We start from the raw sequence: 21,457 nt of genomic DNA on the forward strand, positions 1-21,457 counted from the left end.
GCGCGTACGGGCGGCGAACCGCGCACACTTCGCCTGACGCGCTCGCGGCTAGCTGTTCATGCGAGCAATCAGGTTCGTCGTGCTCTGCCCTTGCTTGAGCTCGGCCAGAACAACCTTACCGCCATAGCCGAGGACGATATCGGACCCGACCACCGTCTCGACCGTGTAGTCCGCGCCCTTGATCAGCACGTCTGGCCGGAACGCCTCGATCAGCGCCAGGGGCGTCTCCTCGCCGAACAGCACCACCAGGTCCACCGACGACAGCGAGGCCAGCACCGTGGCGCGCCCCTGCTCCTTCTGCACCGGCCGGGAGGGCCCCTTCAGCTTGGAGACCGAGGCGTCGGTATTGAGGCCGACGATCAGCCGGTCGCAGGCGGCCTTGGCCTGGCTGAGCAGCGAGACATGGCCGGGGTGGAGCAGATCGAAGCAGCCGTTGGTGAAGCCGACCTTCAGCCCGCGCGCGCGCCAGCCCTCGACGATCCGCCGAGCCAGATCGCGGTCGGCGATCTTGATCTCGCCGGGCTCGCCTTGGGTGGAGACCGCGACGGCCGTCAGTTCTGCGGCCGTAACGACGTCGGTGCCCAGCTTGGCGACGACCAGACCGCCGGCCAGGTTGGCCAGGCGCGCGGCGTCGGCCAGGCTCGCCCCGGCCGCGACGGCCAGAGCCAGGGTCGCGGCCACGGTGTCGCCGGCGCCGGAGACGTCGAACACCTCGACCGCCGTGGCTGGCAGATGAACGTGCGGCTGGCCGCGCACCGACAGGGTCATGCCGGCCCCCCCACGCGTGATCAGAGCGGCCTCCAGGCCCGGGGCCATGGCCAGGATGGCCGCGCCGGCGTCCTCGGAGGCTTCATCCGAGTTGTCGACGATGCCGGTGGCCTCGGCGGCCTCCTTGCGGTTGGGCTTGATCAGGGTCGCACCGTCGTAGCGGGCGAAGTCGCGGCTCTTGGGATCGACGATCACCGGCTTGCCGGCGGCGCGGGCCGCGTCGATCGCCCCGCGCACCACCTCGGCGCTCAGCACACCCTTGGCGTAGTCGGACAGCACCACGACGTCGGCGGCGGGCAGACGGGCCGCGAAGGCCGCGAGCAGCGCCGCCCCGTCGCCGGGGCCGCGATCCTCTCGATCCACGCGCAGCATCTGGTGCGAACCGGAAATGTAGCGGACCTTCTCGGTCGTGCGGCGCTGGGGATCGGCGACAAGCTCCGCCTCCAGCCCCGGCTCGGCGTCGATCATGCCACGCAGGGCCGCGCCGGCGTCGTCCTGGCCCACCAGACCGATCAGCACCGCCTTGGCGCCGAGGGCCGCGACGTTGCGCGCGACATTGCCCGCGCCGCCCAGCATGGCGGTTTCCTTCTCGACCGCGATCACCGGCACCGGCGCCTCGGGCGAGATGCGGTCGACCGCGCCATAGATGAAGCGGTCCAGCATCACGTCGCCGAGGACCAGCACGGTCTTGTCGGAGAAGGCGCGGGGGAGATGAGAGAGGGCGTCGTCCATAAGGTTCCGTACCCTCACCGGCTCGAGGAACTCAACCCTCGACCGTTTCGGCGAAGACACCGCCGTGTTTCTCGGCCAGCCCCCTCGGATCGGGGTGGATGATGATGTCGGCCGACGGGAAGGCCTCCAGCAGCCGGTTCTCGGCGGCCACGATGATGGTGTGCGCCTCGGCCAGAGAGATGTCCGCCGCCAGGTCGGCATGCATCTGCATATGGACGTAGGGACCGGAAGCGCGGGTGCGCAGCTGGTGAACGCCCAGAACGCGCGGATCGGTGGTGGCCAGGAGAACGATCCGCTCACGTTCGGTCTCGGGCAGTTCCTGGTCCATCAACTGGGCCGAAGCTTCGCGGAAGACGCCGATCGCGCCCCAGATCAGCCACAGCGCCACCACCAGGCCCGCGGCCGAGTCGATCCAGGCCAGGCCCAGCCACGCCGCCGCGCCCACGCCGACCAGGGCCACGGCGTTCGAGGCCAGATCGGCGGCGTAGTGGGCCCGGTCTCCGGAGATGGCGATCGAGCCGCTGGCCTTCACCACGCGGGTCTGGGCCGTGATCAGGGCCAGGGTCAGGCCGATCGAGACGATCATCACCACCACCCCGGCCAGGCCGTGCTGGACCGGACGCGGATGCAGCAGGGCGTCGATCGCCTCCCGCCCAATCAGGGCGCCGGAGGCGAAGACCAGGCCGCCCTGCATCAGGCTGGAAAACGCCTCCGCCTTGCCATGGCCGAAGCGGTGCTCGGCGTCCGGCGGCTCGGCCGCGTAGCGCACCGCATAGACCGTGATCAGCGAGGCGACGAGGTCGAGCGCCGAGTCCGACAACGAGGCCAGGATCGCCACCGAGCCGCTCATCCGCCAGGCGATCGCCTTGACCACGATCAGGATCGCCGCCACCGCGACCGAAAGCAGGGCCACGCGTCGGGTGGCGGCGCGGGTTTCGGGCGAGGTGGCGGAGAGAGTCATGGCAGCACTTTAGCAAGGCGGTTTCGCCTGCCCAGCGCGAACGACTCGCGAGCGCCCTAAGCCGCGGCGCGCGCCTCGGGTCCGACGTAGACCGACTGCGGCCGGATCAGCCGGCCACCGGCCAGTTGTTCGCGGGCGTGGGCTAGCCAGCCAGAGACGCGCCCCATGGCGAAGACGCAGGTGAAGCTGGACGGCGGCAGCCCCAGCGCCTCGAGCAGCAGCGCCGTGTAGAACTCGACATTGGTGTCCAGAGGCCGATCGGGCTTGTGCTCGCGCAGGATTTCCAGGGCGGCGCGCTCGACCGCCTCGGCGAAGGCCAGTCGCCCGGGCAGGCTGTCCGAGGCCGCCGCGAGCTTGCGCACGGCCGTCTTCAGGGCGTCGGCGCGAGGATCCCGGACCCGGTAGATGCGGTGGCCGAAGCCCATCAGCCGATCGCCGCGCGCCAGAGCCTTCTCCAGCCACGGGCGAGCGTTTCCCGGCGCGCCGATCGCGTCCAGCATCTCGATCACCGGCCCTGGCGCGCCGCCGTGAAGCGGACCTTTCAACGCCGAGAGCCCGGCCAGCACCGCCGAGGTCAGGCCCGCGCGGGTCGAGGCCACCACCCGGGCGGCGAAGGTCGAGGCGTTGAGGCCGTGGTCGCAGACCGTGACCAGATAGGCGTCCAGCGCGGCGGCTTCAGCGTCGGTGGCGGGCGTTCCGCGCGTCATCCGCAGGATGTCGGCGGCGTGCGACAGGGTCGGGTCGGGCGCGACCGGGCTTTCGCCTTTCGCGACGCGCAGCACGGCGGGGGTGAAGACGGCGGGGGCGGCGATCAGCAGCAGGGCTGTCGGCAGGTCGTCGCCGTCGGGCAAGCGGGCCAGCAGGGCGCGCATGGCCTCGACCGGGTCACGGTGGGCCAGGCCCTCGTCCAGGGCGGCGACCTCGGCGAAGGCGCGGATCCGGGCCTCGCCCAGCGCTGGCGCCAGGTCGGATGACGCGTCCTCGAAGAAGCCGTCGAACAGCAGGTGGGCGGCCTCCTCATAACGGGTGTGGCCCGACAAATCCTCGACGGCGTAGCCTCGGATCACCAGGCGACCCCTGGCGCCGTCGACATCGGACAGAACGGTGCGGGCGGCGACGACGCCCTCAAGACCATCGGACATGTTCGGTCTCCTTTCGCCGCCGAAAGACGCCGCCCCAGCTTGATCGTCAATCTTGATCAATATAATCAATCTATATGGCGGATTGGCTCGACGCGGATCAGGTTCTGGAGCGGCTCGGGATCCGGCCGCAGACCCTCTACGCCTATGTCAGCCGGGGTCGGATCGAGGCCGTCGCCCACCCGCGCGATCCGCGCCGTAGCCTTTATCGCGCCTCGGACGTCGCGGCCCTGGCCCAGAGGAAGGCGCGCGGCCGCCGCGCCGCCGACGTCGCCGCCGAGGCCATCGCCTGGGGCGAGCCGGTCCTGCCCTCGGCCATCACCACCGTGGCCGGCGGGAAACTCTGGTATCGCGGTCGCGACGCCGTCGCCCTGGCCGAGCAAGGCCTGACGCTGGAGAATGTCGGCCGCTTGCTGCGCGGCGGCCATGGCGCGGCGCTGAAATCATCCCGCCGTCCGGAGCCGCCGGTCGCCGACAGCGCGCGGGGCCGACTGTTCCTGACGCTGGCCGCGCGCGCCGGGCGCGAGCCGCCCGCTCGGGGCCGCGCACCGCTGGCCTTGGCCATGGAAGCCGCCGATCTGCTGGAGGCCGTGGTCGACGCCGCTACCGGCCAGAACGGCGAGGGTCCCGCCCACGCCCGCTTCGCGGCCGCCTGGGGTCTGGACGCGGCCGGCGCCGACCTCGTCCGCCGGACCCTGGTTTTGCTGGCCGACCACGAGCTGAACGCCTCGACCTTCGCCGCGAGGGTCGCGGCCTCGACCGGGGCGTCGCTGTCGGCGGCTTGCCTGGCGGGGCTGTCGGCGTTGTCCGGCCCGCTGCACGGCGGCATGGCGGCGCGGGTGGAGGCCTTCGTCGAGGAGGCCGAGCGGCGCGACGCCGTTCATGCGGTCTCGGCGAGACTGGCGCGCGGCGCGACGATGCCCGGCTTCAACCATCCGCTCTATCCCGATGGCGACCCGCGCGCGGCGGCGCTGCTGTCGGCGTTCGAGGCCCCGCCCGTGCTGGCCGACCTCCGAACGGCGACCGAGACCGCGACCGGCCTGACGCCGAACATTGATTTCGCCCTGGTGACCCTCGCGCGAGCCTTGAGGTTGCCGCCGGACGCGCCGTTCATCCTGTTCGCCACGGCCAGGAGCGCCGGCTGGGCGGCGCACGCGATCGAGCAGCTTCAGACCGGGCGGTTGATCCGGCCCCGGGCGCGCTATGTCGGCGTCGCCCCTGAGGGTTACTCGCCCTCTTCCTCGTCGTAGCCGATCAGCCGCAGCGCCCGCGCCGGCAGGCCTTCCAGCGCGCACCAGCGCTCAAGGGCCTCTTCGCGGCCATGGGTGATCCAGACCTCGCCAGGCCGCAGCTCGCTCAGGGTCGCCGTCAGTTCGTCCCAGTCGGCGTGATCGGAGAGGATGAGCGGCAGCTCGACGCCCCTTTGGCGCGCCCTGGCCCGCACCCGCATCCACCCCGAGGCGAAACAGTCGACGGGATCGGGGAACCGCCGCGACCAACGGTCGGCCACCGCGCTGGGCGGCGCGATGATGATCTGGCCGGCGAAGGCGTCCTTCGGGCCCGAGGCTGTGGCGGGGGCCAGCGGACCAAGCTCCACGCCATGCGCCTCGTAAAGGGCGTTCAGCCGTTCCAGCGCCCCATGGACGAAGATCGGCCTGTCCCAGCCCGCCTCGCGCAGCAGCCGGATCACCCGCTGCGCCTTGCCCAGGGCATAGGCCCCAACGATGTGGCAGCGCTCGGGGAACTGCTCGACCGAGGCCAGCAGGCTCCGGATCTCACCGGCGTCGTCGGGATGGCGGAACACCGGCAGGCCGAAGGTCGCCTCGGTGATGAACACGTCGCACGGCACCGGCTCGAACCGCGCACAAGTCGGGTCGCGGCGGCGCTTGTAGTCGCCGGAGACGACCATGGTCAGGCCCTTCCAGCGCACCACCGCCTGGGCCGAACCTAGCACATGGCCGGCGGGGACCAGGGTCACCTCGACGCCGTTATGCGTGATCGTCTCGCCATACGGAACGGCCTGGCGCCGGCCCGTGAAATCCTCGCCATAGCGCGTGGCCATGATCGCGAGCGTTTCGGGCGTGGCGGCGACCGTCCCGTGGCCGGCGCGAGCGTGATCGGCGTGGCCATGGGTGATCACGGCCCGGTCCACGGGGCGGACGGGGTCTATGTAAAAGTCTCCCGGCGGGCAGTAGAGGCCGTCCGGCCGGGGACAGAGAAGATCTTCGGGCTTGATCACGTCTGGATATGACAACGCCTATGGCGCTAAGCCTATCCGCATGAGCGATCACGAGCAGACAAAACTCATCGCCACGGCGATGAACGAGGGCAGCCCGCAGGCCAAGGCCCTGGGCTTCACCACCCTGGAGATCGGCGACGCGGTCGCCATCCTGAAGGTCCCCTATCGCCCCGAGATCGTCGGCGATCCCGAGACGGGGGTCATCGCCGGCGGGGTGGTCACCACCTTGCTGGACCACGCCAGCGGCCAGGCGGTGCACGCGGCCATGGAAACCTTCACCTCGATCGCCACCCTGGATCTGCGCATCGACTACATGCGCGCGGCCGAACCTGGCCTGGACGTCATGGCCCGAGCCCACTGCTACAAGCTGACACGCTCGGTAGCCTTCGTCCGCGCCGTGGCCTACGACCGCGATCCCGAGGATCCGGTCGCCACCGCTCAGGCGACTTTCATGCTCGACAGCAGCGCCGGCAAGAAGCCGGGCGCCAACCTCAAGCCGCCGCGCGAGCCGCGGACCAAGACCGGAGACGCCGGCCAATGAGCGACATCGACACGCGTCTGGTCTCGATGCTGGACTCCATTCCCTATGCCCGTTTCCTGGGGATCAAGGCCGAGCTGGCCGGCGACGAGATGACCGCCATCCTGCCGTTCGCACAGCACATCGTCGGCAACCCGATGCTGCCCGCCATCCACGGCGGCGTGCTGGGCGCCTTCATGGAGATGACGGCGTTGGCCCAGCTTTCGGTGGCCGCGCCAATGAAGCGTCAGCCGCGCACGATCGACGTCTCGATCGAGTATCTGCGCTCGGGCCGGCCGCTGACCACCTATGCCCGCGCCAGCATCAAGAAGCTGGGCCGGCGCATCGCCAACGTCCACGTCGAGGCCTGGCAGGAAACGCGTTCGGCTCCGATCGCGACAATGCGGGGACTGTTTCTGGTCGCCCCCAGCGAGGAGTGATCGTCAGAGGTCGGAACGATGGTCTCAAAGGATAATGTTTCCCGCGAAACCAAATTCCACGACCACATTAATCCTCTGTAATGCCGATTAGGTGCGACAAAGTTTCTTAAATCGGCGTCATGAAGCATGAGTAACGTGCATTAACGAGGGTCAGCGCCTATATCCCTGATCACCGGACGCCAACGGGCGCCGGAAGACAAAAAACAGGGATCAAGACCATGACCATGAAGACCAACGCCATCGCCGGTTTCGCCTCGCTCGTTCTCGCGGTTCTGCCGCTCGTCATCATCGCCGGTTCGCTCGCTTCGAGCCTGTAAGTGATCGCCGCGTAACCTCCGTCGGGCCGCCCGCAAGGGCCGCCTCGACGGAGATGGCGAAAGAACGAACGACTAAGCTACCGAAGAATAAAGAGATTTCGCCGTCCGATGCAGGATGGCGTGGCGAGCCGCCAGACGATCGATATCCGCGTCGTAGCCGCCGCCAATGACCCCGACCACGGGGATCTCAAGAGAAAGACAAGCGCCCAGGACATAGGCCTCCCGTCGCCCCAGACCGTCGTCGGTCAGCGACAGGCGGCCCAGCTTGTCGTCCGCGTGCGGATCCACGCCCGCATTGAAGAAGACGATGTCCGGCCGGACGCTGCGCAGCAGCGCCGGCAGGATCTCTCCCAGCTTTTCCAGATAGGCCACGTCCCCGGTCCCGTCGGCCAGTTCGACGTCGAGGTCGCTGGTCGCCTTGCGGTGGGGGAAGTTCTTCTCGGCGTGCATCGACAGCGTGAAGACGCTGGGATCGCCCTCGAAGATCCGCGCCGTGCCGTCACCCTGGTGAACATCGAGGTCCACGACCAGAGCCTGGCCGATCGCGCCTTCGGCCAGCAGCCGCCGGGCCGCCACCGCCACGTCGTTGAACACGCAGAACCCCGCGCCGCTCTCGGCCGAGGCGTGATGGCTGCCGCCCGCCGTATTGCAGGCGATCCCCTGCCTTAGCGCCAGACGCGCGGCCAGCAGGGTGCCGCCGGTCGCCGCCAGCGCCCGGGTCGCGACGCTGTCGGTATTGGGCATGCCGATCCGCCGGACCACCTCGGCCGGCAGGGACAGCTCGATCACGCCCCGCACATAATCTTCCGTATGGGTCAGCAGCAGCGTCTCGACATCGACGAACTCGGGCTTCACGAAGCCGTCCAGCCCCGGAACACCCTCTGCCTCCAGCACGGTGGCCAGGCGCGAGAACTTGTCCATGGGGAAGCGATGTCCGACTGGCATCTCGGCGCGGAAGGCGGGGTGATGGACGATCGGAGGGACGCGCGACATCGCCTCACGATGGGGACGGCGGCCGGCTGACGCAAGGTGACGGCTTGCGGCGGCGCTCTGGCGGGCTTATCGCACTGCACCATGCAGACGACCGAGAACCTCGCCGACATCCTCGACCTCGAACCGATCGAGGTGAACCTGTTTCGGGGCGTCAGCCCCAATGACGGCTTTCCGCGCATCTTCGGCGGCCTGGTGATCGCCCAGGCCCTGCTGGCGGCCTACAAGACCGTGCCGGACCGGGTCTGCCACTCGCTGCACGCCTATTTCATCCGTCCCGGCGACGTGACCGCGCCCGTGCTCTACGAGGTCGAGCGGGCGCGCGATGGCGGCACGTTCACGACCCGCCGCGTCGCCGCCATCCAGCATGGCGAGCAGATCTTCAACCTGGCCGCCTCGTTCCAGACGCCGGAAGACGGCTTTGAGCACCAGTCGGACATGCCCGACGCGCCCAATCCCGAGACCCTGCCGACCGAGGTCGAGTTCCTCAAGAGCCTGGGCGACCAGATCCATCCTAAGATGCTGGCCATCGCCAGCCGGCCCCGCCCGGTCGACATTCGCTGGGAGGATCCCCAGAACCCCGTCGCGCCGGTCAAGAAGTCCGGCACCAAGAACGTCTGGATGCGCGCCAAGGCTCCGCTGGGCGACGACGTGAGGATGCAGCAGGCCGCCCTGGCCTACGCCTCGGACATGGCGTTCATGGAAAGCGCCCTTCGCCCGCACGGCCTGATCTGGACCACGCCGGGCATTCAGGCCGCCAGCCTGGACCACGCCATGTGGTTCCATCAGCCTTTCAACTTCAACGACTGGACCCTGTTCGCCCAGGACAGCCCGGCCGCCTCACACGGCCGCGGCCTGGTGCGCGGCCAGATGTTCAGCCAGGACGGCAAGCTGCTGGCCTCGGTGGCTCAGGAATGCCTGATGCGGGTGCGGAAGTAGGCCTTCAGGCCTGAACCGCCTCGATCCTGATCACGCCGGCGGCGGCGAGCCCGCGCAACAGCGAGGCCGCCTGCATGCCCACCGTCATCTCGCCGGCCAGCGCCATGCGCAGGGCCTCGGCGGCCGGGACCCAGAGGGTTTCGATCCGTTCATGGGGGTCGTCCTTCGGCTCGGCGACCTTCGACACATCGCGCGCCAGGATGATGTGGATGCGGTTGGTGTGCGTGCCGGCGTTTGGCCGGGTCTCGCCCAGCAGGGTCAAGGTTCCCGCGCAGCCGGCTTCCTCGAGCAGTTCGCGACGGGCGGCCTCGACCGGATCGGTCTCGTCGGCGTCCATGCCGCCAGCCGGAAGTTCGGTGGAGATGTCACCCAGGGCGTGACGATACTGGCGCACCAGCAGGACGTTGTTCTCGGCGTCCAGAGCCACCAGTTCGACCCAGTCGCGATATTCGAGCACGTAGTAGGGCGCGACCACCGCGCCCTCGTCGGTCACGCAGTCGTCGGCGCGCAGACTAATCCAGCGGTCCTTGTGAACGACGCGCGAGGCGGTGACCCGCCATTTTCCGTCCGACATCGCTGGCTCCTCGCCGAAAGTCAGTCTCGGTCGCCCAACTCTTCGTCTTCAGCGGAGCCTTCCGGTTCTCCCACGAGGGCGGGTGGGTCGGCCAGGATCAGGCCTTCGCCGATCTTGACCTCGGGCACGGCCGCCCGCGTGAACGGCAGGTACCAGGTGGGGCCGCCCAGGTCGGGCGTGATCTCGAGAATGTCGCCGGCGCCGAAGTTCTGGACGCTCTTCACGCGACCCAGCAGGACGTCGGTGGCGACGTGTCGGACCGACAGGCCGACCAGATCGGTCAGGTAGAACTCGTCCTCGTCGGGCTGCGGCAGGGCCGAACGGGGAACATAGAGGCGAAGGCCGCGCAGGGCGTCGGCGGCTTCCTTGGTGTCGATGCCGGAACAGCGGCAGACGACGCCGTCCTTGGTCTTGCGGGCCGAGGCGATGGTCAGGGCGGGCGAGCCGTCCTGGCGCTTCAACGCCTTGAAGGCCGCGATGCTCATCGGGTCTTCGGTATAGGTCGAGATCCGCACCTCGCCGCGCACGCCAAAGCCGCCAGCCACGCGGCCGACCAGGATCAGCGGATCGTCTTGAGGTGCGGCCATGGCGCGGACAGAGTCGCGCCGCCGCCTCGAAAGAGACGACGGCGCGGGAACCCTTAGCCTTCGGTGGTTTCTTCAGCGGCCGGGGCTTCGGCTTCAGCAGCCGGAGCTTCCTCCACGGCCGGAGCCGCGGCGGCCGCGGCGGCGGCTTCAGCGGCGGCGGCCTTTTCGGCTTCGGCGGCGGCCTTGGCGTCAGCCTCGGCTTGCTTGCGGTCTTCCTCGCGCTGGGCGCGCTCGGCCGAACGCTCTTGGGCCTTCTTGCCCGGAGCGCCCTTTTGCGGGTTGTTGCCGTGGGCCCAGGTGGTCAGGCCTTGGGCGGCCAGGAAGCGCGCGACGCGGTCGGTCGGCTGGGCGCCCTTCTTGAGCCATTCCTGGATCGACTCGACCTTCAGGGTGACGCGGTTGGCGTCGTCCTTCTTGAGAAGCGGGTTGTAGGTGCCGACCTTCTCGATGAAACGGCCATCGCGCGGCGAGTGGCTGTCGGCGACGACGATCGAGTAGTACGGACGCTTCTTGCGCCGCCACGGGCGAGACGGATCTTCAGCATTTGAGGTAGTCCTTGGTCTAAAGTTCTATTTCTTGAACGGGTTGAAGCCGGGCAGGCCCAGGCCGGAGAGAGGGTTGGGCTTGGCGTCGCCGCCGCCCCCGAGGCCCGGCAGACCGGGCAGCCCCGAGGGGCCTTGGCCCCCCGCTGCGTTGGGATCGGGCTGGGGCATCCTGCCGCCGCCCCGAATTCTTGAGACGGGCCATGTCGCCGCCGCCCATCATCTGGGCCATGCGGGCCATGCCCTTGCCGCCGTCCTTGGACATGGCCTTGAACATGTCGGCCATCTGGCGGTGCTGCTTGAGCAGACGGTTGACCTCGGCGACGTCGACGCCCGAACCGGCGGCGATGCGGCGCTTGCGCGAAGCGGCCAGGATGTCGGGCTTCTTGCGCTCTTCCTTGGTCATCGAGCTGATGATCGCCTGCTGGCGACGGAAGATGCTGTCGTCGATGCCGCTCTCGGCGATCTGCTTCTTGACCTTCTGGACGCCGGGCAGCAGGCCCATGATGCCTTCCATGCCGCCCAGTTTCTGCATCTGGGAGAGCTGGGCCGACAGGTCGTCCAGGTCGAACTTGCCCTTGGCCAGCTTCTTGGCCATGCGCTCGGCTTCGGCATGGTCGAGGTCGGCCGCGGCCTTCTCGACCAGCGCGACGACGTCGCCCTGGCCCAGGATGCGGCCAGCGACGCGACGGGCGTCGAACACGTCCAGCTGGTCGATCTTCTCGCCGGCGCCGAGGAACTTGATCGGCAGGCCGGTGACATGGCGCATCGACAGCGCAGCGCCGCCGCGGCCGTCGCCGTCGGCGCGGGTCAGGATCAGGCCCGTGAGCGGCAGCCGCTCGTGGAACGCCTTGGCGGTGCGCACGGCGTCCTGACCGGTCAGGCTGTCGGCGACCAGGATGGTCTCGGACGGCTGGGCGATGCGGGCGATGTCCGCCGCCTCGCTCATCATCGCCTCGTCCAGCGTGGTGCGGCCGGCCGTGTCGAGGATCAGGACGTCGTAGCCGCCCAGCTTGGCGGCGCTCATCGCGCGCTTGGCGATGTCCTGGGCGCTCTGGCCGGGGACGATCGGCAGGCTCTCGACCTCGACCTGCTTGGCCAGGGTCGCCAGCTGCTCCATGGCGGCCGGACGACGGGTATCGAGCGAGGCGACCAGCACCTTCTTGCGCTCGGTCTTGGACAGGCGCAGGGCCAGCTTGCCGGTGGTGGTGGTCTTGCCCGAACCCTGCAGACCGGCCATCAGGATCACCGACGGCGGGTTCAGCGCCAGGTTCAGGCCGGTCGGCTGCTCGCCGCCCAGCATGTCGACCAGGCCGTCATAGACGATCTTGACCACCTGGTCGGCCGGCTTGACCGAGCGGATGACCGCCTCGCCCGAAGCCAGTTCCTTGGCCTTGCTGATGAAGTCCTTGACGACCGGCAGGGCGACATCGGCCTCGAGCAGGGCCACGCGAACCTCGCGCAGCGCCTCGTCGATGTCCTTCTCGGACAGCACGCCGCGACCGCCAAGACGTTCGAAGACGTCGGAAAGTCGCTCTGTAAGGCCGTCGAACATGTCGAACCCTGTTGAATACCCTGGAACGTGACGCGTCACGTTCCGACTCTTTTGTCTTGCTTCGGCCTGTTCGAAGAACAGACCGGGGTCCAAACGCGATCAGCCCCCGTGGACGATCACGTCGACGGGGGTCCTCGCCGTCCTCGTCCGGATGGATCCTGCGCTAACAGGCCGGGGTCGTGACGGTGGAGGCGCTGCTGATAAAGCGCCGGAAGCCGGGGCTTATGCACAGAAAAGGGCGAGGAGTTCGAAGGGGGCGGCCATTCACGGCCGCCCCGGGGCGAGGATCAGGCCACGCCCAGGAAGTCGCGCTTGCCGACCTCGACGCCATTGTGGCGCAGGATCGCGTAGGCGGTGGTGATGTGGAAGAAGAAGTTCGGCATGGCCTGGGTCTGGAAATAGACTAGGCCCTTGACCACGCTGGTCTCGCCGCGGCGGGTCAGGGTGATGTCGCGATCCTCCGCGCCGGCGAAGGCGGCCGGATCCAGGCCCTCGACATAGGCGATGGCCCGGTCGATGCGGGCGATCAGTTCAGCGAAGCTGGTCTCGACATCATCCCAGGCCGGAACCTCGGCCCCGGCCAGGCGCGCGCAGCAGCCCTTGGCGAAGTCGGTGGCGATCTGCGCCTGGCGGATCAGCGGGAACATGTCGGGATAGAGTCGCGCCTTAAGCAGGGCGTCCGGATCCCATCCCTTGGCCTCGACCACGGCGGCGGCCTTGGTCAGCACGCCCTTCAGACCCTTCAAGCCCTGAATGAACACGGGCGCGCTGGCCTGATGGATAGAGATCGCCATGGGAAGCTCCACGAAAAAGGGAAGCGCCTAGATACGCGCGCGCCGTGACGATCGGAAGCGGAACGGTTGGCCCAAGCTGAGGGTTTTACAGCCTCGAATTCCAACCCACGAGGTTCCTCCATGAAAGTCAGCGACGCCATGACCAGCCAGGTCTCGGTCGCCCGTCCCTCCGACACCATCCGCCAGGTCGCCCAGACCATGGCCAAGGTTGAAAGCGGGGTCGTGCCCGTGGTCGACGACGGCAAAGTGGTCGGCATGGTCACCGACCGCGACATCGTCCTGCGCGTGGTCGCCGAGGGCCGCAGCTTCGACAGCCCCATCTCCGAGGCCATGTCGGAGGGCGAGGTCCTGAGCGTGAAGGAGGATGACGTGCTGGCCGACGCCACCGCCAAGATGGCCAACAATCAGGTCCGCCGCCTGATCGTGCTGAACGACGCGGGCGACCTCACCGGCATTCTTTCGCTGGGCGATGTGGCCAAGGACTACGGCGCCAAGCAAGTCGGCAAGACCCTGGAGGAAATCTCCCAGGAAGGCGGCGAAGCGGCGCACTAAGCGACCGAAAGCAAAAGGGCGGCCCCGCGAGGAGCCGCCCTTTGTCGGTCCTGAAATCGAAAGTCGCTTAGACCAGCGAGCTGTCGATGGCCTTGCAGGCTTCCATCAGGCCCTTAACCGAGGCGACCGAGGCGGCGAACATGGCCTTCTCGGCGTCGTTGGTTTCGAACTCGACGATCTTTTCCGCGCCGCCGGCGCCGATGACGACCGGCACGCCGACATAGAGGCCGTCCAGGCCATATTGCCCGGTCAGGTAGGTGGCGCACGGCAGGACGCGCTTCTTGTCCTTCAGGTACGAGGTGGCCATGGCGATGGCGCTCTCGGCCGGGGCGTAGAAGGCCGAGCCGGTCTTCAGCAGAGCGACGATCTCGCCGCCGCCCTTGCGGGTGCGCTCGACGATGGCGTCCAGCTTTTCTTGCGTCAGCCAGCCTTGCTTGACCAGTTCCGGCAGCGGCAGACCGCCAACCGTCGAGTGACGGACCATCGGCACCATGTCATCGCCGTGACCGCCCAGGGTCCAGGCGTGGATGTCTTCCACTGACACGCCGGTGGCTTCGGCCAGGAAGTAGGCGAAGCGGGCCGAGTCGAGGACGCCGGCCATGCCGATGACCTTTTCCTTCGGCAGGCCCGAGAACTGCTGCAGGGCCCAGACCATGGCGTCGAGCGGGTTGGTGATGCAGATGACAAAGGCGTTCGGGGCGTGGGCCTTGATGCCTTCGCCGACGGCCTTCATGACCTTCAGGTTGATGCCCAGCAGGTCGTCGCGGCTCATGCCCGGCTTGCGCGGCACGCCGGCGGTCACGATGCAGACGTCGGCGCCGGCGATGTCCTCGTAGGCGTTGGCGCCCTTCAGGGCCACGTCCTTGCCGAACACGGCCGAGGCTTCGGCGATGTCGAGGGCCTTACCCTGCGGGGTGCCTTCGGCGATGTCGAACAGGATCACGTCGCCCAGCTCTTCGCGAGCGGCGATGTGGGCCAGGGTGCCGCCGATCATGCCGGCGCCGATAAGGGCGATCTTCGCGCGAGCCATGGGGTCTCCATCAAGGCTGTGGACAGTGGAATGTCGGGGCGCGGTCTAGACCCGTCGCGGCTCGGCCTCAAGCCCTCTTTCCGGTTTCGCTGCACTGCGGCAAAGATGGCTGAACAACGATAAGGAGCACCGGGGATGAGCAAGACCGATCCAGGCCATTTCTTCGAGGACTTCCGTCTCGGTCAGAGACTGGTCCACGCCACGCCCCGGACGATTACGACCGGCGACGTCGCGCTGTACACGGCGCTGTACGGGCCACGCTTCTCGCTGTTCTCGTCGGACGAGTTCGCCCGAGCCTGCGGCCTTATGTCCGCCCCCGTCGATCCGCTGATCGCCTTCCACGTGGTGTTCGGCAAGACCGTGCCGGACGTCAGCCTGAACGCCGTCGCCAACCTCGGCTACGCCGAGGGCCGCTTCCTGGCTCCGGTGTTTCCGGGCGACACGCTGAGCGCCGTCTCGGACGTGATCGGGCTGAAGGAAAACTCCAACCGCAAGACCGGCGTCGTCTATGTGCGAACGACCGGGACCAATCAGCGCGGCGAGGCGGTGCTGAGCTATGTCCGCTGGGTGATGGTCCGAAAGCGCGATCCGGGCGCGGAGATCACCGAGCAGGCGGTGCCGACCCTGTCGGCGGCGGTGGCTCCGGCCGACCTGACGGTTCCCGAAGGCCTGGACTTCTCGAACTACGACTGGCCCCTGGCCGGCGCGCCGCACGCCTTCGAGGACTATGTCGTCGGCGAGCGGATCGACCATGTCGACGGCATGGCGGTCGAGGAGGCCGAGCACCAGATGGCCACGCGCTTGTGGCAGAACACGGCCAAGGTCCATTTCAACCAGTTCGAGCGGGCCAAGGACCCGTCGGGCAAGCGGCTGATCTATGGCGGCGTGGTGATCTCGACCGCCAAGGCCCTGTCCTACAACGGACTGCAGAACGCCGGCCTGATCCTGGCGATCAACGGCGGACGGCACGTGGCGCCGTTCTTCGCCGGCGGCACGGTGTTCGCCTGGAGCGAGGTGCTGGACAAGGCTGATCTCGGCGGCGTCGGCGCCCTGCGCCTACGGCTGGTGGCGACCAGAGACCGTCCCTGCGACGACTTCCCCGACAAGGACGGCGAGGGGACCTACAATCCGGCCGTCATTCTCGACTTCGACTACTGGGCGGCGGTTCCAAAGCGTGGCTGATTTCAAGCTCGACCCCGCCTTCGTCGCCACCGCGCACGAGGTCGCCGACCTGCCGCTGTGCGAAGTGCGTCTGCACGACGACGCCCGCTACCCATGGCTGGTCCTCATTCCCCGCCGGCCCGGCCTGCGGGAGATCGAGGACCTCGAGACCGGCGATCGCGTCCAGCTGATGGAGGAGATCGTCCTGGCCGGGACCGCCGTCCGCGCGGTCGGGGCGACGCTGGGCCTGCCGGTCGACAAGCTGAACGTCGGGGCGCTGGGCAATGTCACGGCCCAGCTGCATGTTCATGTCGTGGGCCGCCGCGGAAACGATCCGGCTTGGCCGGGCCCCGTCTGGGGTCACAGCCCGGCGGCCGCCTATACGACCGAGGACCTCGCGGCGGCGATGGCGGCGGCGCGGGACGCCTTGAAGCTCTAACGCTTCTTCTTGGCCGAGCCCTTCCTGGCCGCCGTCGCCTTGCCCTTGCGAGCAGGGGTCGCCTTGGCCTTGCCGCCCTTGCCCTTCTTCAGGGCCGAGCCCTTGCCGCTCTTCCTGGCCGCGGCGGCGCACTTGGCCTTGGCGGCCTTCAGCGCCTTGCCTTTCTTGCCCCGGGTCGAGCAGGCCGGCGAGGCGGCGACCGGCGCCGTCGGACGGGCGACCACGCGCGGCGGCCAGACATAGTGTCCGCGCCCCTGCCCTTCATAGCCAGGCGGGGCCTGCGGAAGAATGTGTTCGGCGCTGACCGCCTGGGTCGCGCCGTTCTCGACCAGTTCGCCCGACCATCGCTCATCGCCGGACGAACGCAGGGTCAAGGTCGTGGACTGGCCGCCCCGGGGGCTGAAGCGGACGACGACGTCGCCGCCGTCCCGGCGCAGGTCGTCGATCAGCCCCGTCGAGCCGACGGCCCCCGGACGGCGTACGTCGCGCCAGGCGCCCTCCAGTTCGCCGTAGCCGCCAGCCTTGTCGACGAGCTGCAGGGCGTAGAGTTGGCCACCGTCGGCCCCGACTATCCGCCAGCCGCCGTCGAGCGGGCCTTGCAGGTTCTGGGCGGCGGCGATCGAGCCCTTGACCCGCAGTTCATAGACCTGGGCCTTGGTCAGCTCAGCGCCGGTCGGCGCCTCGGGCTCCGGCGGCGGAATCGGCAGGATGGTGGCCCGGTGCCTGGCCGCCGGCTTGTTGGCGGCGGTCTCGGCGGCCTCCTCGTCGACCGTCTGGCCGCTCCGCGAGATGAGGTCGGCCATCGGATCGATGGCCTGGGGGATCTGCGAGGAATCCAGGACAGGCGCCGACGGCGTTGGGACCGCCGTCCTGGCCGGCGCTTCGGCGCCAGGCGCGGGAACTGGCGCGGGCGTGGTCGACGGCGCGGCCTGGGTCCCGAAGGTCGGCACATAGCCCGTGGGCGGGGCCGTCGCCGGAGTTTGTTGCGCCAGCGCCGGGCTGGCCATCAAGACGACGGAAAGAACGATAGCCCGAGCCCGCATACGAAACCTTCTGGTACCCCCTAGGCGGCGACCGATCGCGCCGCGATGGCCTCCGCCACCGCGACAAGACGCTGCGCCTGCGCCAGATGCAAGCGCTCGGCCATCTTGCCGTCGACGCGCAAGGCTCCTTTGCCAGCATTTTCGGGCGCGTTGAAGGCGGCGATCACCGCCTGGCTCCAGGCGATGTCCTCGGGCGAGGGGGAGAACACGCGGTTGCAGATCGCCAGATGCTTGGGATGGATCAGGGTCTTGCCGTCGAAGCCGAAGTCGACGCCCTGGACGCAGACGGCCTCCAGCGCGTCCAGGTCCTCGATATCGTTGTGGACCCCGTCCAGGATGGTCAGGCCGTGGGCCCGGGCGGCGGCGACCGACAGGGTCAGGAGCGGCAGAAACGGGGCGCGATCCGGCGTCTGGCGGGCCCGCATCTCCTTGGCGAAGTCGTTGACGCCCATCACCCAGGTCGACAGGCGCGTGCCATGCACGGCCCCGGCGATGTCCCATAGGTGGAAAGCCGCCTTGGCGGTCTCGATCATGGTCCACAGCCGGGTCGCGGGCGGAGCGCCATTCAGGTACTGGTCGTACAGGCGCACACCGTCGGCGTCGTCGACCTTGGGGACCAGCACCGCGTCCGGCCCCGCCTCGGCGGCGGCGCGCAGATCCTCGGCGCCCCAGGGGGTGTCGATGCCGTTGACACGGATCACCACCTCGCGCGCGCCGAAGCCGCCGGCCTTGACCGCCGCCACGGCCGCCTCGCGCGCCGCCGGCTTCATCTCCGGCGCGACAGCGTCTTCCAGGTCGAGGATGATCACGTCGGCGTCCAGCGTGCGGGCCTTCTCGACGGCCTTGGCGTTGGAAGCCGGCATGTAGAGGGCGCTGCGGCGCGGGCGGATGGCGGTATCGGTGTCGGTCACGGCAAATCCCCTGCTCTCTTGTCCTTCACCCGACCCTAGCACCGCCGCGACGCAGCAAAAGCCTTCCCCGTGCGGGAAGCGGCTTGGCGCCGCCTCTCACGGGGTTAGGATCGCCCCATGAGCACCACCCGGTACGACAACAGCGCCAGGAACGTCATGGGCGGCGAGCTCGCCCCTTGCTCGCTGGATCCGATCACCGGCTTCTATCGCAACGGCTGCTGCGAGACAGGCCCGCATGACCTGGGCCTGCACACCGTCTGCGCGGTGATGACCGACGACTTCCTCGCCTTCTCCAAGGCCCAGGGCAACGACCTCTCCACCCCGCGTCCCGAACTGGCCTTCCCGGGCCTGAAGGCCGGCGACCGCTGGTGCCTGTGCGCCGGCCGCTGGAAGGAAGCCCTCGACGCCGGCATGGCCCCGCAGGTGGTGCTGGACGCCACGCACGAGGAGATGCTGGCGGTGGTGACCCTGGGCGTGCTGAAGGACCACGCGGTGGCGTGAGAACGCGCGGTCCGGGGCCACGACCCTGGCCCCGGACCACACGGGTGATTTCAGCCCGCGCCCGTTGCTCTCTCTAGCCGAACCGCGCTTTGGAAAGCGCCACCGCGTCCGCGCCGGCGGGGAAGCGCAGCCGGCCCTTGGTGTCGGCGACGGCGTCCCAAACAGCTTCGGCGACGTCGATCTCCCGGGTGGTCATCGCCGGCTTGGCGAAGCTCTCGAAGATCGGCGCGGCGAAGTCGGCATAGGCCGGCGGGATCAGGTCCTCGACCTTGACATCGGTGTTCTGGCTGAAGCGGGTCGTCGGGCCATAGCCGGGCTCGACCAGCTTCGCGCGTACGCCGAAATGACCCAACTCGTGGGCCAGCGACCCCGTGAACCCCTCGATGGCCTGCTTGCTGGCGGTATAGGCGGCGGCCAGCGGCATGGCGGCCAGGGTGACGCTCGAGGTGACGTTGACGATCACGCCCGAACGGCGCGCCCGCATCCCCGGGATCACCGCCTGGCACATGGCCATGACGCCGAAGGTGTTGGTGTCGAACACCTTGCGGATGTGGGCCATCGGCGTGGCTTCGAACGCGCCGACGACGCCAACCCCGGCATTGTTGACCAGGGCGTCGATCGGACCTGCGGCGACGACGGCCGCGGCGATGCTGTCCGGCTGGGTCACGTCCAGCGGCAGGATGCGCAGGGCCTCTGAGCGCGGCAGGACATTCGGGTCGGGCCGGCGCATGGTGGCGATGACGCGCCAACCGTTGGCCAGGAAATAGCGAGCGGTTTCGAGGCCGTAGCCCGAGGACGCGCCGGTGATCAGGATGGTTTGCATGGGGACCTCCACGGATGGGACGGTCTCCTCAATGCGCCTTCACGCCAGGCCAATCGATAATCGAACGTCCAAGATTAGTTTCCGATCGTCCAGATCAGGCGGCGAGGCTCCGAACGAACCGGCCAGGTGAGCAGCCCTGCCGCTTGCGAAAGGCCGTGCTGAAGGCGCTGGCGGACTCATAGCCGATCTCGTCAGCGATCCTGTCGAGGGTCTTGTCTCCGCTGACAAGGGCGGTCCTGGCCAGGGCCATGCGCCACCGCGCCAGATACTCGATCGGCCCGCAGCCCAGCACCTCGCCGAAGCGCGCGGCGAAGGCCGATCGCGACAAGCCGGCGATCTTGGCCAGTCCCGCGACCGTCCAGTGGGCGCGCACGTCGGCGTGCATGGCCCGCAGGACCCGGGCCAGGGCCGGGTCGCGCAGGCCATTCAGAAGGCCGGCCCGGGCGCCGTCGCGGGCCACGGCACGCCAGCGCAGCGCCTCGACCAACAGGACCTCCAGCATCCGCCGCAGGATCATGTCCTTGCCTGGCTCGTCGCGTCCGCACTCGTCCATGATCAGCGCGATCACGCCCGCCAGGCGGTCGGCTCCGCCCCTCCGAGGCGGGGATGTGGATCATGCGCGGCAGCAGGGCCAGCAGCAGCGACGCGTTGACCTGCTCGATGCCGAAAGCGCCGCCCAGGGACTCGAAATCGGCCTCGCCCTCCTGCTCGCCGTGCCGGACAGGGACCTCCGTGGGTTCGCGCGCCTCGCCCGCGACGCCGGGGGCGCTGCTCAGGGTGAAGGCCGGTGTCGACGGCAACAACAGGAAGTCGCCCCGCCCCATCCGGAAGGCCGGCTGGCCCTCGAAGGCGATCCAGCATTCGCCCTTGAGCACAATCGTGAAGCCCGGCGCGTCGTGGGCGGCGTAGCGCACGCCCCAGGTTCCCCTCCCAGTGATGGGCTTGGAGATGACCGAGTTCGGCCGGAGCAGGGCGATGACGTCGCTGAGCGGATCCATTCGGACGATCGAAACTGAAATTTAGCCCAATTATTATCGATCATCGCACCTGACTGTCCAGCCGCCCCTACTCCTCCCGCAGCTCCAAGGCCGTGAACGGCGCCTGGCCGCGTTCGATGCGGATCAGGTCCAGCACGCCGAGAATTCTGGCGGGAGCGCCATTGGCCTTGCAGGTAGGAGATCGGACCCAGGGTGACGCCCGCCGCGACCTGGATCGTCACGGTGCTGTGCGCGCGAATGAAACTCAGCATGCTGTCGCCCGCCAAGTCCGCCATGATGGCCGCGATCGTCAACGGCACGGTCAGGTAGACGACAACCACCGCCCGGACCATCTGATCATGTCGACGGGCGTTCAGGCTGGCCAGGGCCGACAGGGCGTCGAACGTAGCGCCGTCGATCCCGTCCAGCAGCGCGAAGGCCTTCGCCGTCGAAGGGTTCCGGCGAAAGCCGTTGAGGAAGTCGACGCCCATATAGCCCCAGGCGCCGGGCGTGTAGAACGCCTCAAGCAACAGGTTCCAGGCCGGGAACAGGCGCTTCAGCTTGTCCCAGAGAGCCCAGGCCTCGGCGGCCTCGCCCCTCGCCGTTACCGCAACACCCTTCGCCATGCCCGCCCCGCGCTCAACCTGAGGCGAAGGTCTAGGCAGCCAGACGCGCGATGTCGATCCCGCTCAGGACTTCGACGACAGGTCCGGGGCGCGAGGCCAGGAACGCCGCCTTTTCCTCGGGCGTCAGCACCTTGGCGGTCTTGCGTCGCACCACCTTCGGCGTCGGGCGGGCATAGGCCCCGGCGATGACCGCGGGCTTGAGGTCGGCCAGGCGCTTGATGGGCGGCTTCATGTCGTTTCCCGATTTGGCCCCGGTTGCGGACGGAACTTTAGGCGGCGATCCGTGACGGCGGCAAGACA

General features: G+C 68.8%; 23 protein-coding genes and 3 pseudogenes. 9 read left to right on the forward strand and 17 right to left on the reverse strand.

From position 1 onward, the window contains the following. Positions 1-48: 48 nt before the first annotated feature. From rfaE1 to ACHMW8_RS07235, 3 genes are read right to left on the reverse strand one after another with little or no spacing between them, the layout of a single operon-like run. The gene (rfaE1, locus tag ACHMW8_RS07225; RefSeq protein ID WP_125159027.1) at positions 49-1,500 is read right to left on the reverse strand and encodes a D-glycero-beta-D-manno-heptose-7-phosphate kinase; all 1,452 of its coding nucleotides are present in this window, start codon (positions 1,498-1,500) and stop codon (positions 49-51) included. A 31-nt stretch (positions 1,501-1,531) separates the two neighbouring features. After that, complete coding sequence (locus ACHMW8_RS07230; RefSeq protein ID WP_395445139.1) at positions 1,532-2,461, reverse strand: cation diffusion facilitator family transporter; 930 nt, start codon at positions 2,459-2,461, stop codon at positions 1,532-1,534. 56 nt (positions 2,462-2,517) lie between these two features. Then, the gene (locus ACHMW8_RS07235; protein ID WP_395445140.1) at positions 2,518-3,603 is read right to left on the reverse strand and encodes a citrate synthase/methylcitrate synthase; all 1,086 of its coding nucleotides are present in this window, start codon (positions 3,601-3,603) and stop codon (positions 2,518-2,520) included. A 74-nt stretch (positions 3,604-3,677) separates the two neighbouring features. Here ACHMW8_RS07235 and ACHMW8_RS07240 point away from each other — a divergent pair, with 74 nt between their 5' ends. Continuing rightward, positions 3,678-4,850, forward strand: coding sequence for a citrate/2-methylcitrate synthase (locus ACHMW8_RS07240; protein WP_395445141.1), 1,173 nt, complete (start codon positions 3,678-3,680; stop codon positions 4,848-4,850). Here ACHMW8_RS07240 and ACHMW8_RS07245 read toward each other — a convergent pair. After that, on the reverse strand, positions 4,826-5,854 hold the full coding sequence (locus ACHMW8_RS07245) for a ligase-associated DNA damage response exonuclease (protein ID WP_395445142.1): 1,029 nt from the start codon (positions 5,852-5,854) through the stop codon (positions 4,826-4,828). The two genes, ACHMW8_RS07240 and ACHMW8_RS07245, sit on opposite strands and share 25 nt — an antisense overlap. Before the next feature lie 25 nt (positions 5,855-5,879). Here ACHMW8_RS07245 and ACHMW8_RS07250 point away from each other — a divergent pair, with 25 nt between their 5' ends. The 3 genes from ACHMW8_RS07250 (at position 5,880) to ACHMW8_RS07260 (ending at position 7,113) form a co-directional block, all read left to right on the forward strand. Next, on the forward strand, positions 5,880-6,380 hold the full coding sequence (locus ACHMW8_RS07250; RefSeq protein WP_125159064.1) for a PaaI family thioesterase: 501 nt from the start codon (positions 5,880-5,882) through the stop codon (positions 6,378-6,380). After that, positions 6,377-6,796 (forward strand): PaaI family thioesterase, encoded by a 420-nt coding sequence (locus tag ACHMW8_RS07255; protein ID WP_125159022.1) that lies wholly within the window; start codon positions 6,377-6,379, stop codon positions 6,794-6,796. The genes ACHMW8_RS07250 and ACHMW8_RS07255 overlap by 4 nt, the downstream gene beginning before the upstream one ends. Positions 6,797-7,014: 218 nt before the next feature. Further along, entirely contained in the window at positions 7,015-7,113 is a 99-nt protein-coding gene (locus ACHMW8_RS07260; protein WP_395445143.1) for a hypothetical protein, read from the forward strand. 72 nt (positions 7,114-7,185) lie between these two features. Here the strand turns inward: ACHMW8_RS07260 and ACHMW8_RS07265 are convergent, their stop codons facing one another. Next, positions 7,186-8,106, reverse strand: coding sequence for a histone deacetylase (locus ACHMW8_RS07265; protein WP_395445144.1), 921 nt, complete (start codon positions 8,104-8,106; stop codon positions 7,186-7,188). A gap of 81 nt (positions 8,107-8,187) precedes the next feature. Here ACHMW8_RS07265 and ACHMW8_RS07270 point away from each other — a divergent pair, with 81 nt between their 5' ends. After that, a complete protein-coding gene (locus ACHMW8_RS07270) occupies positions 8,188-9,042 on the forward strand; it encodes an acyl-CoA thioesterase (protein ID WP_395445145.1) in 855 nt (284 codons plus the stop codon). A 4-nt stretch (positions 9,043-9,046) separates the two neighbouring features. Here ACHMW8_RS07270 and ACHMW8_RS07275 read toward each other — a convergent pair whose 3' ends face one another. From ACHMW8_RS07275 to ACHMW8_RS07295, 5 genes and pseudogenes are all read right to left on the reverse strand, one after another. After that, positions 9,047-9,616, reverse strand: a complete 570-nt coding sequence (locus tag ACHMW8_RS07275) for an NUDIX hydrolase (RefSeq protein WP_395445146.1) — start codon at positions 9,614-9,616, stop codon at positions 9,047-9,049. 20 nt (positions 9,617-9,636) lie between these two features. Next, positions 9,637-10,203, reverse strand: a complete 567-nt coding sequence (gene rimM, locus ACHMW8_RS07280) for a ribosome maturation factor RimM (protein ID WP_125159017.1) — start codon at positions 10,201-10,203, stop codon at positions 9,637-9,639. Between the two features lie 53 nt (positions 10,204-10,256). Further along, positions 10,257-10,747: pseudogene (gene rpsP / locus ACHMW8_RS07285) on the reverse strand (30S ribosomal protein S16). 25 nt (positions 10,748-10,772) lie between these two features. Next, positions 10,773-12,300: pseudogene (gene ffh / locus ACHMW8_RS07290) on the reverse strand (signal recognition particle protein). 287 nt (positions 12,301-12,587) lie between these two features. Continuing rightward, positions 12,588-13,094 carry a DUF1993 family protein gene (locus ACHMW8_RS07295; protein ID WP_125159014.1) on the reverse strand — a complete coding sequence of 169 codons (507 nt, stop codon included), beginning with the start codon at positions 13,092-13,094 and terminating at the stop codon, positions 12,588-12,590. A 120-nt stretch (positions 13,095-13,214) separates the two neighbouring features. Between ACHMW8_RS07295 and ACHMW8_RS07300 the strand changes: the two genes are divergently transcribed. Beyond that, complete coding sequence (locus ACHMW8_RS07300; RefSeq protein ID WP_125159013.1) at positions 13,215-13,646, forward strand: CBS domain-containing protein; 432 nt, start codon at positions 13,215-13,217, stop codon at positions 13,644-13,646. A gap of 67 nt (positions 13,647-13,713) precedes the next feature. Here ACHMW8_RS07300 and mdh read toward each other — a convergent pair whose 3' ends face one another. After that, positions 13,714-14,676 carry a malate dehydrogenase gene (mdh, locus tag ACHMW8_RS07305; RefSeq protein WP_125159012.1) on the reverse strand — a complete coding sequence of 321 codons (963 nt, stop codon included), beginning with the start codon at positions 14,674-14,676 and terminating at the stop codon, positions 13,714-13,716. A gap of 135 nt (positions 14,677-14,811) precedes the next feature. On the opposite strand from mdh, the gene ACHMW8_RS07310 reads away from it, so the two are divergent. Then, positions 14,812-15,858, forward strand: coding sequence for a MaoC family dehydratase (locus ACHMW8_RS07310; protein WP_395445147.1), 1,047 nt, complete (start codon positions 14,812-14,814; stop codon positions 15,856-15,858). Then, a complete protein-coding gene (locus ACHMW8_RS07315; protein WP_125159010.1) occupies positions 15,851-16,276 on the forward strand; it encodes an HIT domain-containing protein in 426 nt (141 codons plus the stop codon). The genes ACHMW8_RS07310 and ACHMW8_RS07315 overlap by 8 nt, the downstream gene beginning before the upstream one ends. Here the strand turns inward: ACHMW8_RS07315 and ACHMW8_RS07320 are convergent. Further along, positions 16,273-17,319 carry a hypothetical protein gene (locus tag ACHMW8_RS07320; protein ID WP_395445148.1) on the reverse strand — a complete coding sequence of 349 codons (1,047 nt, stop codon included), beginning with the start codon at positions 17,317-17,319 and terminating at the stop codon, positions 16,273-16,275. The two genes, ACHMW8_RS07315 and ACHMW8_RS07320, sit on opposite strands and share 4 nt — an antisense overlap. A 20-nt stretch (positions 17,320-17,339) precedes the next feature. After that, a complete protein-coding gene (locus ACHMW8_RS07325; protein WP_395445149.1) occupies positions 17,340-18,230 on the reverse strand; it encodes an HpcH/HpaI aldolase/citrate lyase family protein in 891 nt (296 codons plus the stop codon). A gap of 117 nt (positions 18,231-18,347) precedes the next feature. Between ACHMW8_RS07325 and ACHMW8_RS07330 the strand changes: the two genes are divergently transcribed. Beyond that, positions 18,348-18,731, forward strand: coding sequence for a DUF2237 family protein (locus tag ACHMW8_RS07330; RefSeq protein WP_125159009.1), 384 nt, complete (start codon positions 18,348-18,350; stop codon positions 18,729-18,731). 73 nt (positions 18,732-18,804) lie between these two features. Here the strand turns inward: ACHMW8_RS07330 and ACHMW8_RS07335 are convergent, their stop codons facing one another. The 4 genes and pseudogenes from ACHMW8_RS07335 to ACHMW8_RS07350 all read right to left on the reverse strand — a co-directional run bounded on the left by ACHMW8_RS07335 (position 18,805) and on the right by ACHMW8_RS07350 (position 21,389). After that, the gene (locus ACHMW8_RS07335) at positions 18,805-19,554 is read right to left on the reverse strand and encodes an SDR family oxidoreductase (protein WP_125159008.1); all 750 of its coding nucleotides are present in this window, start codon (positions 19,552-19,554) and stop codon (positions 18,805-18,807) included. A gap of 94 nt (positions 19,555-19,648) precedes the next feature. After that, positions 19,649-20,122, reverse strand: coding sequence for an AraC family transcriptional regulator (locus ACHMW8_RS07340; protein WP_395445150.1), 474 nt, complete (start codon positions 20,120-20,122; stop codon positions 19,649-19,651). Between the two features lie 85 nt (positions 20,123-20,207). Further along, positions 20,208-20,552 (reverse strand): annotated as a pseudogene (locus ACHMW8_RS07345) (cupin domain-containing protein); the annotation flags it as partial. A gap of 636 nt (positions 20,553-21,188) precedes the next feature. Next, positions 21,189-21,389 (reverse strand): hypothetical protein, encoded by a 201-nt coding sequence (locus ACHMW8_RS07350; protein WP_395445151.1) that lies wholly within the window; start codon positions 21,387-21,389, stop codon positions 21,189-21,191. Positions 21,390-21,457: the final 68 nt, after the last annotated feature.

This window comes from Caulobacter sp. UC70_42, from assembly GCF_044056025.1.
Classification (GTDB): domain Bacteria; phylum Pseudomonadota; class Alphaproteobacteria; order Caulobacterales; family Caulobacteraceae; genus Caulobacter.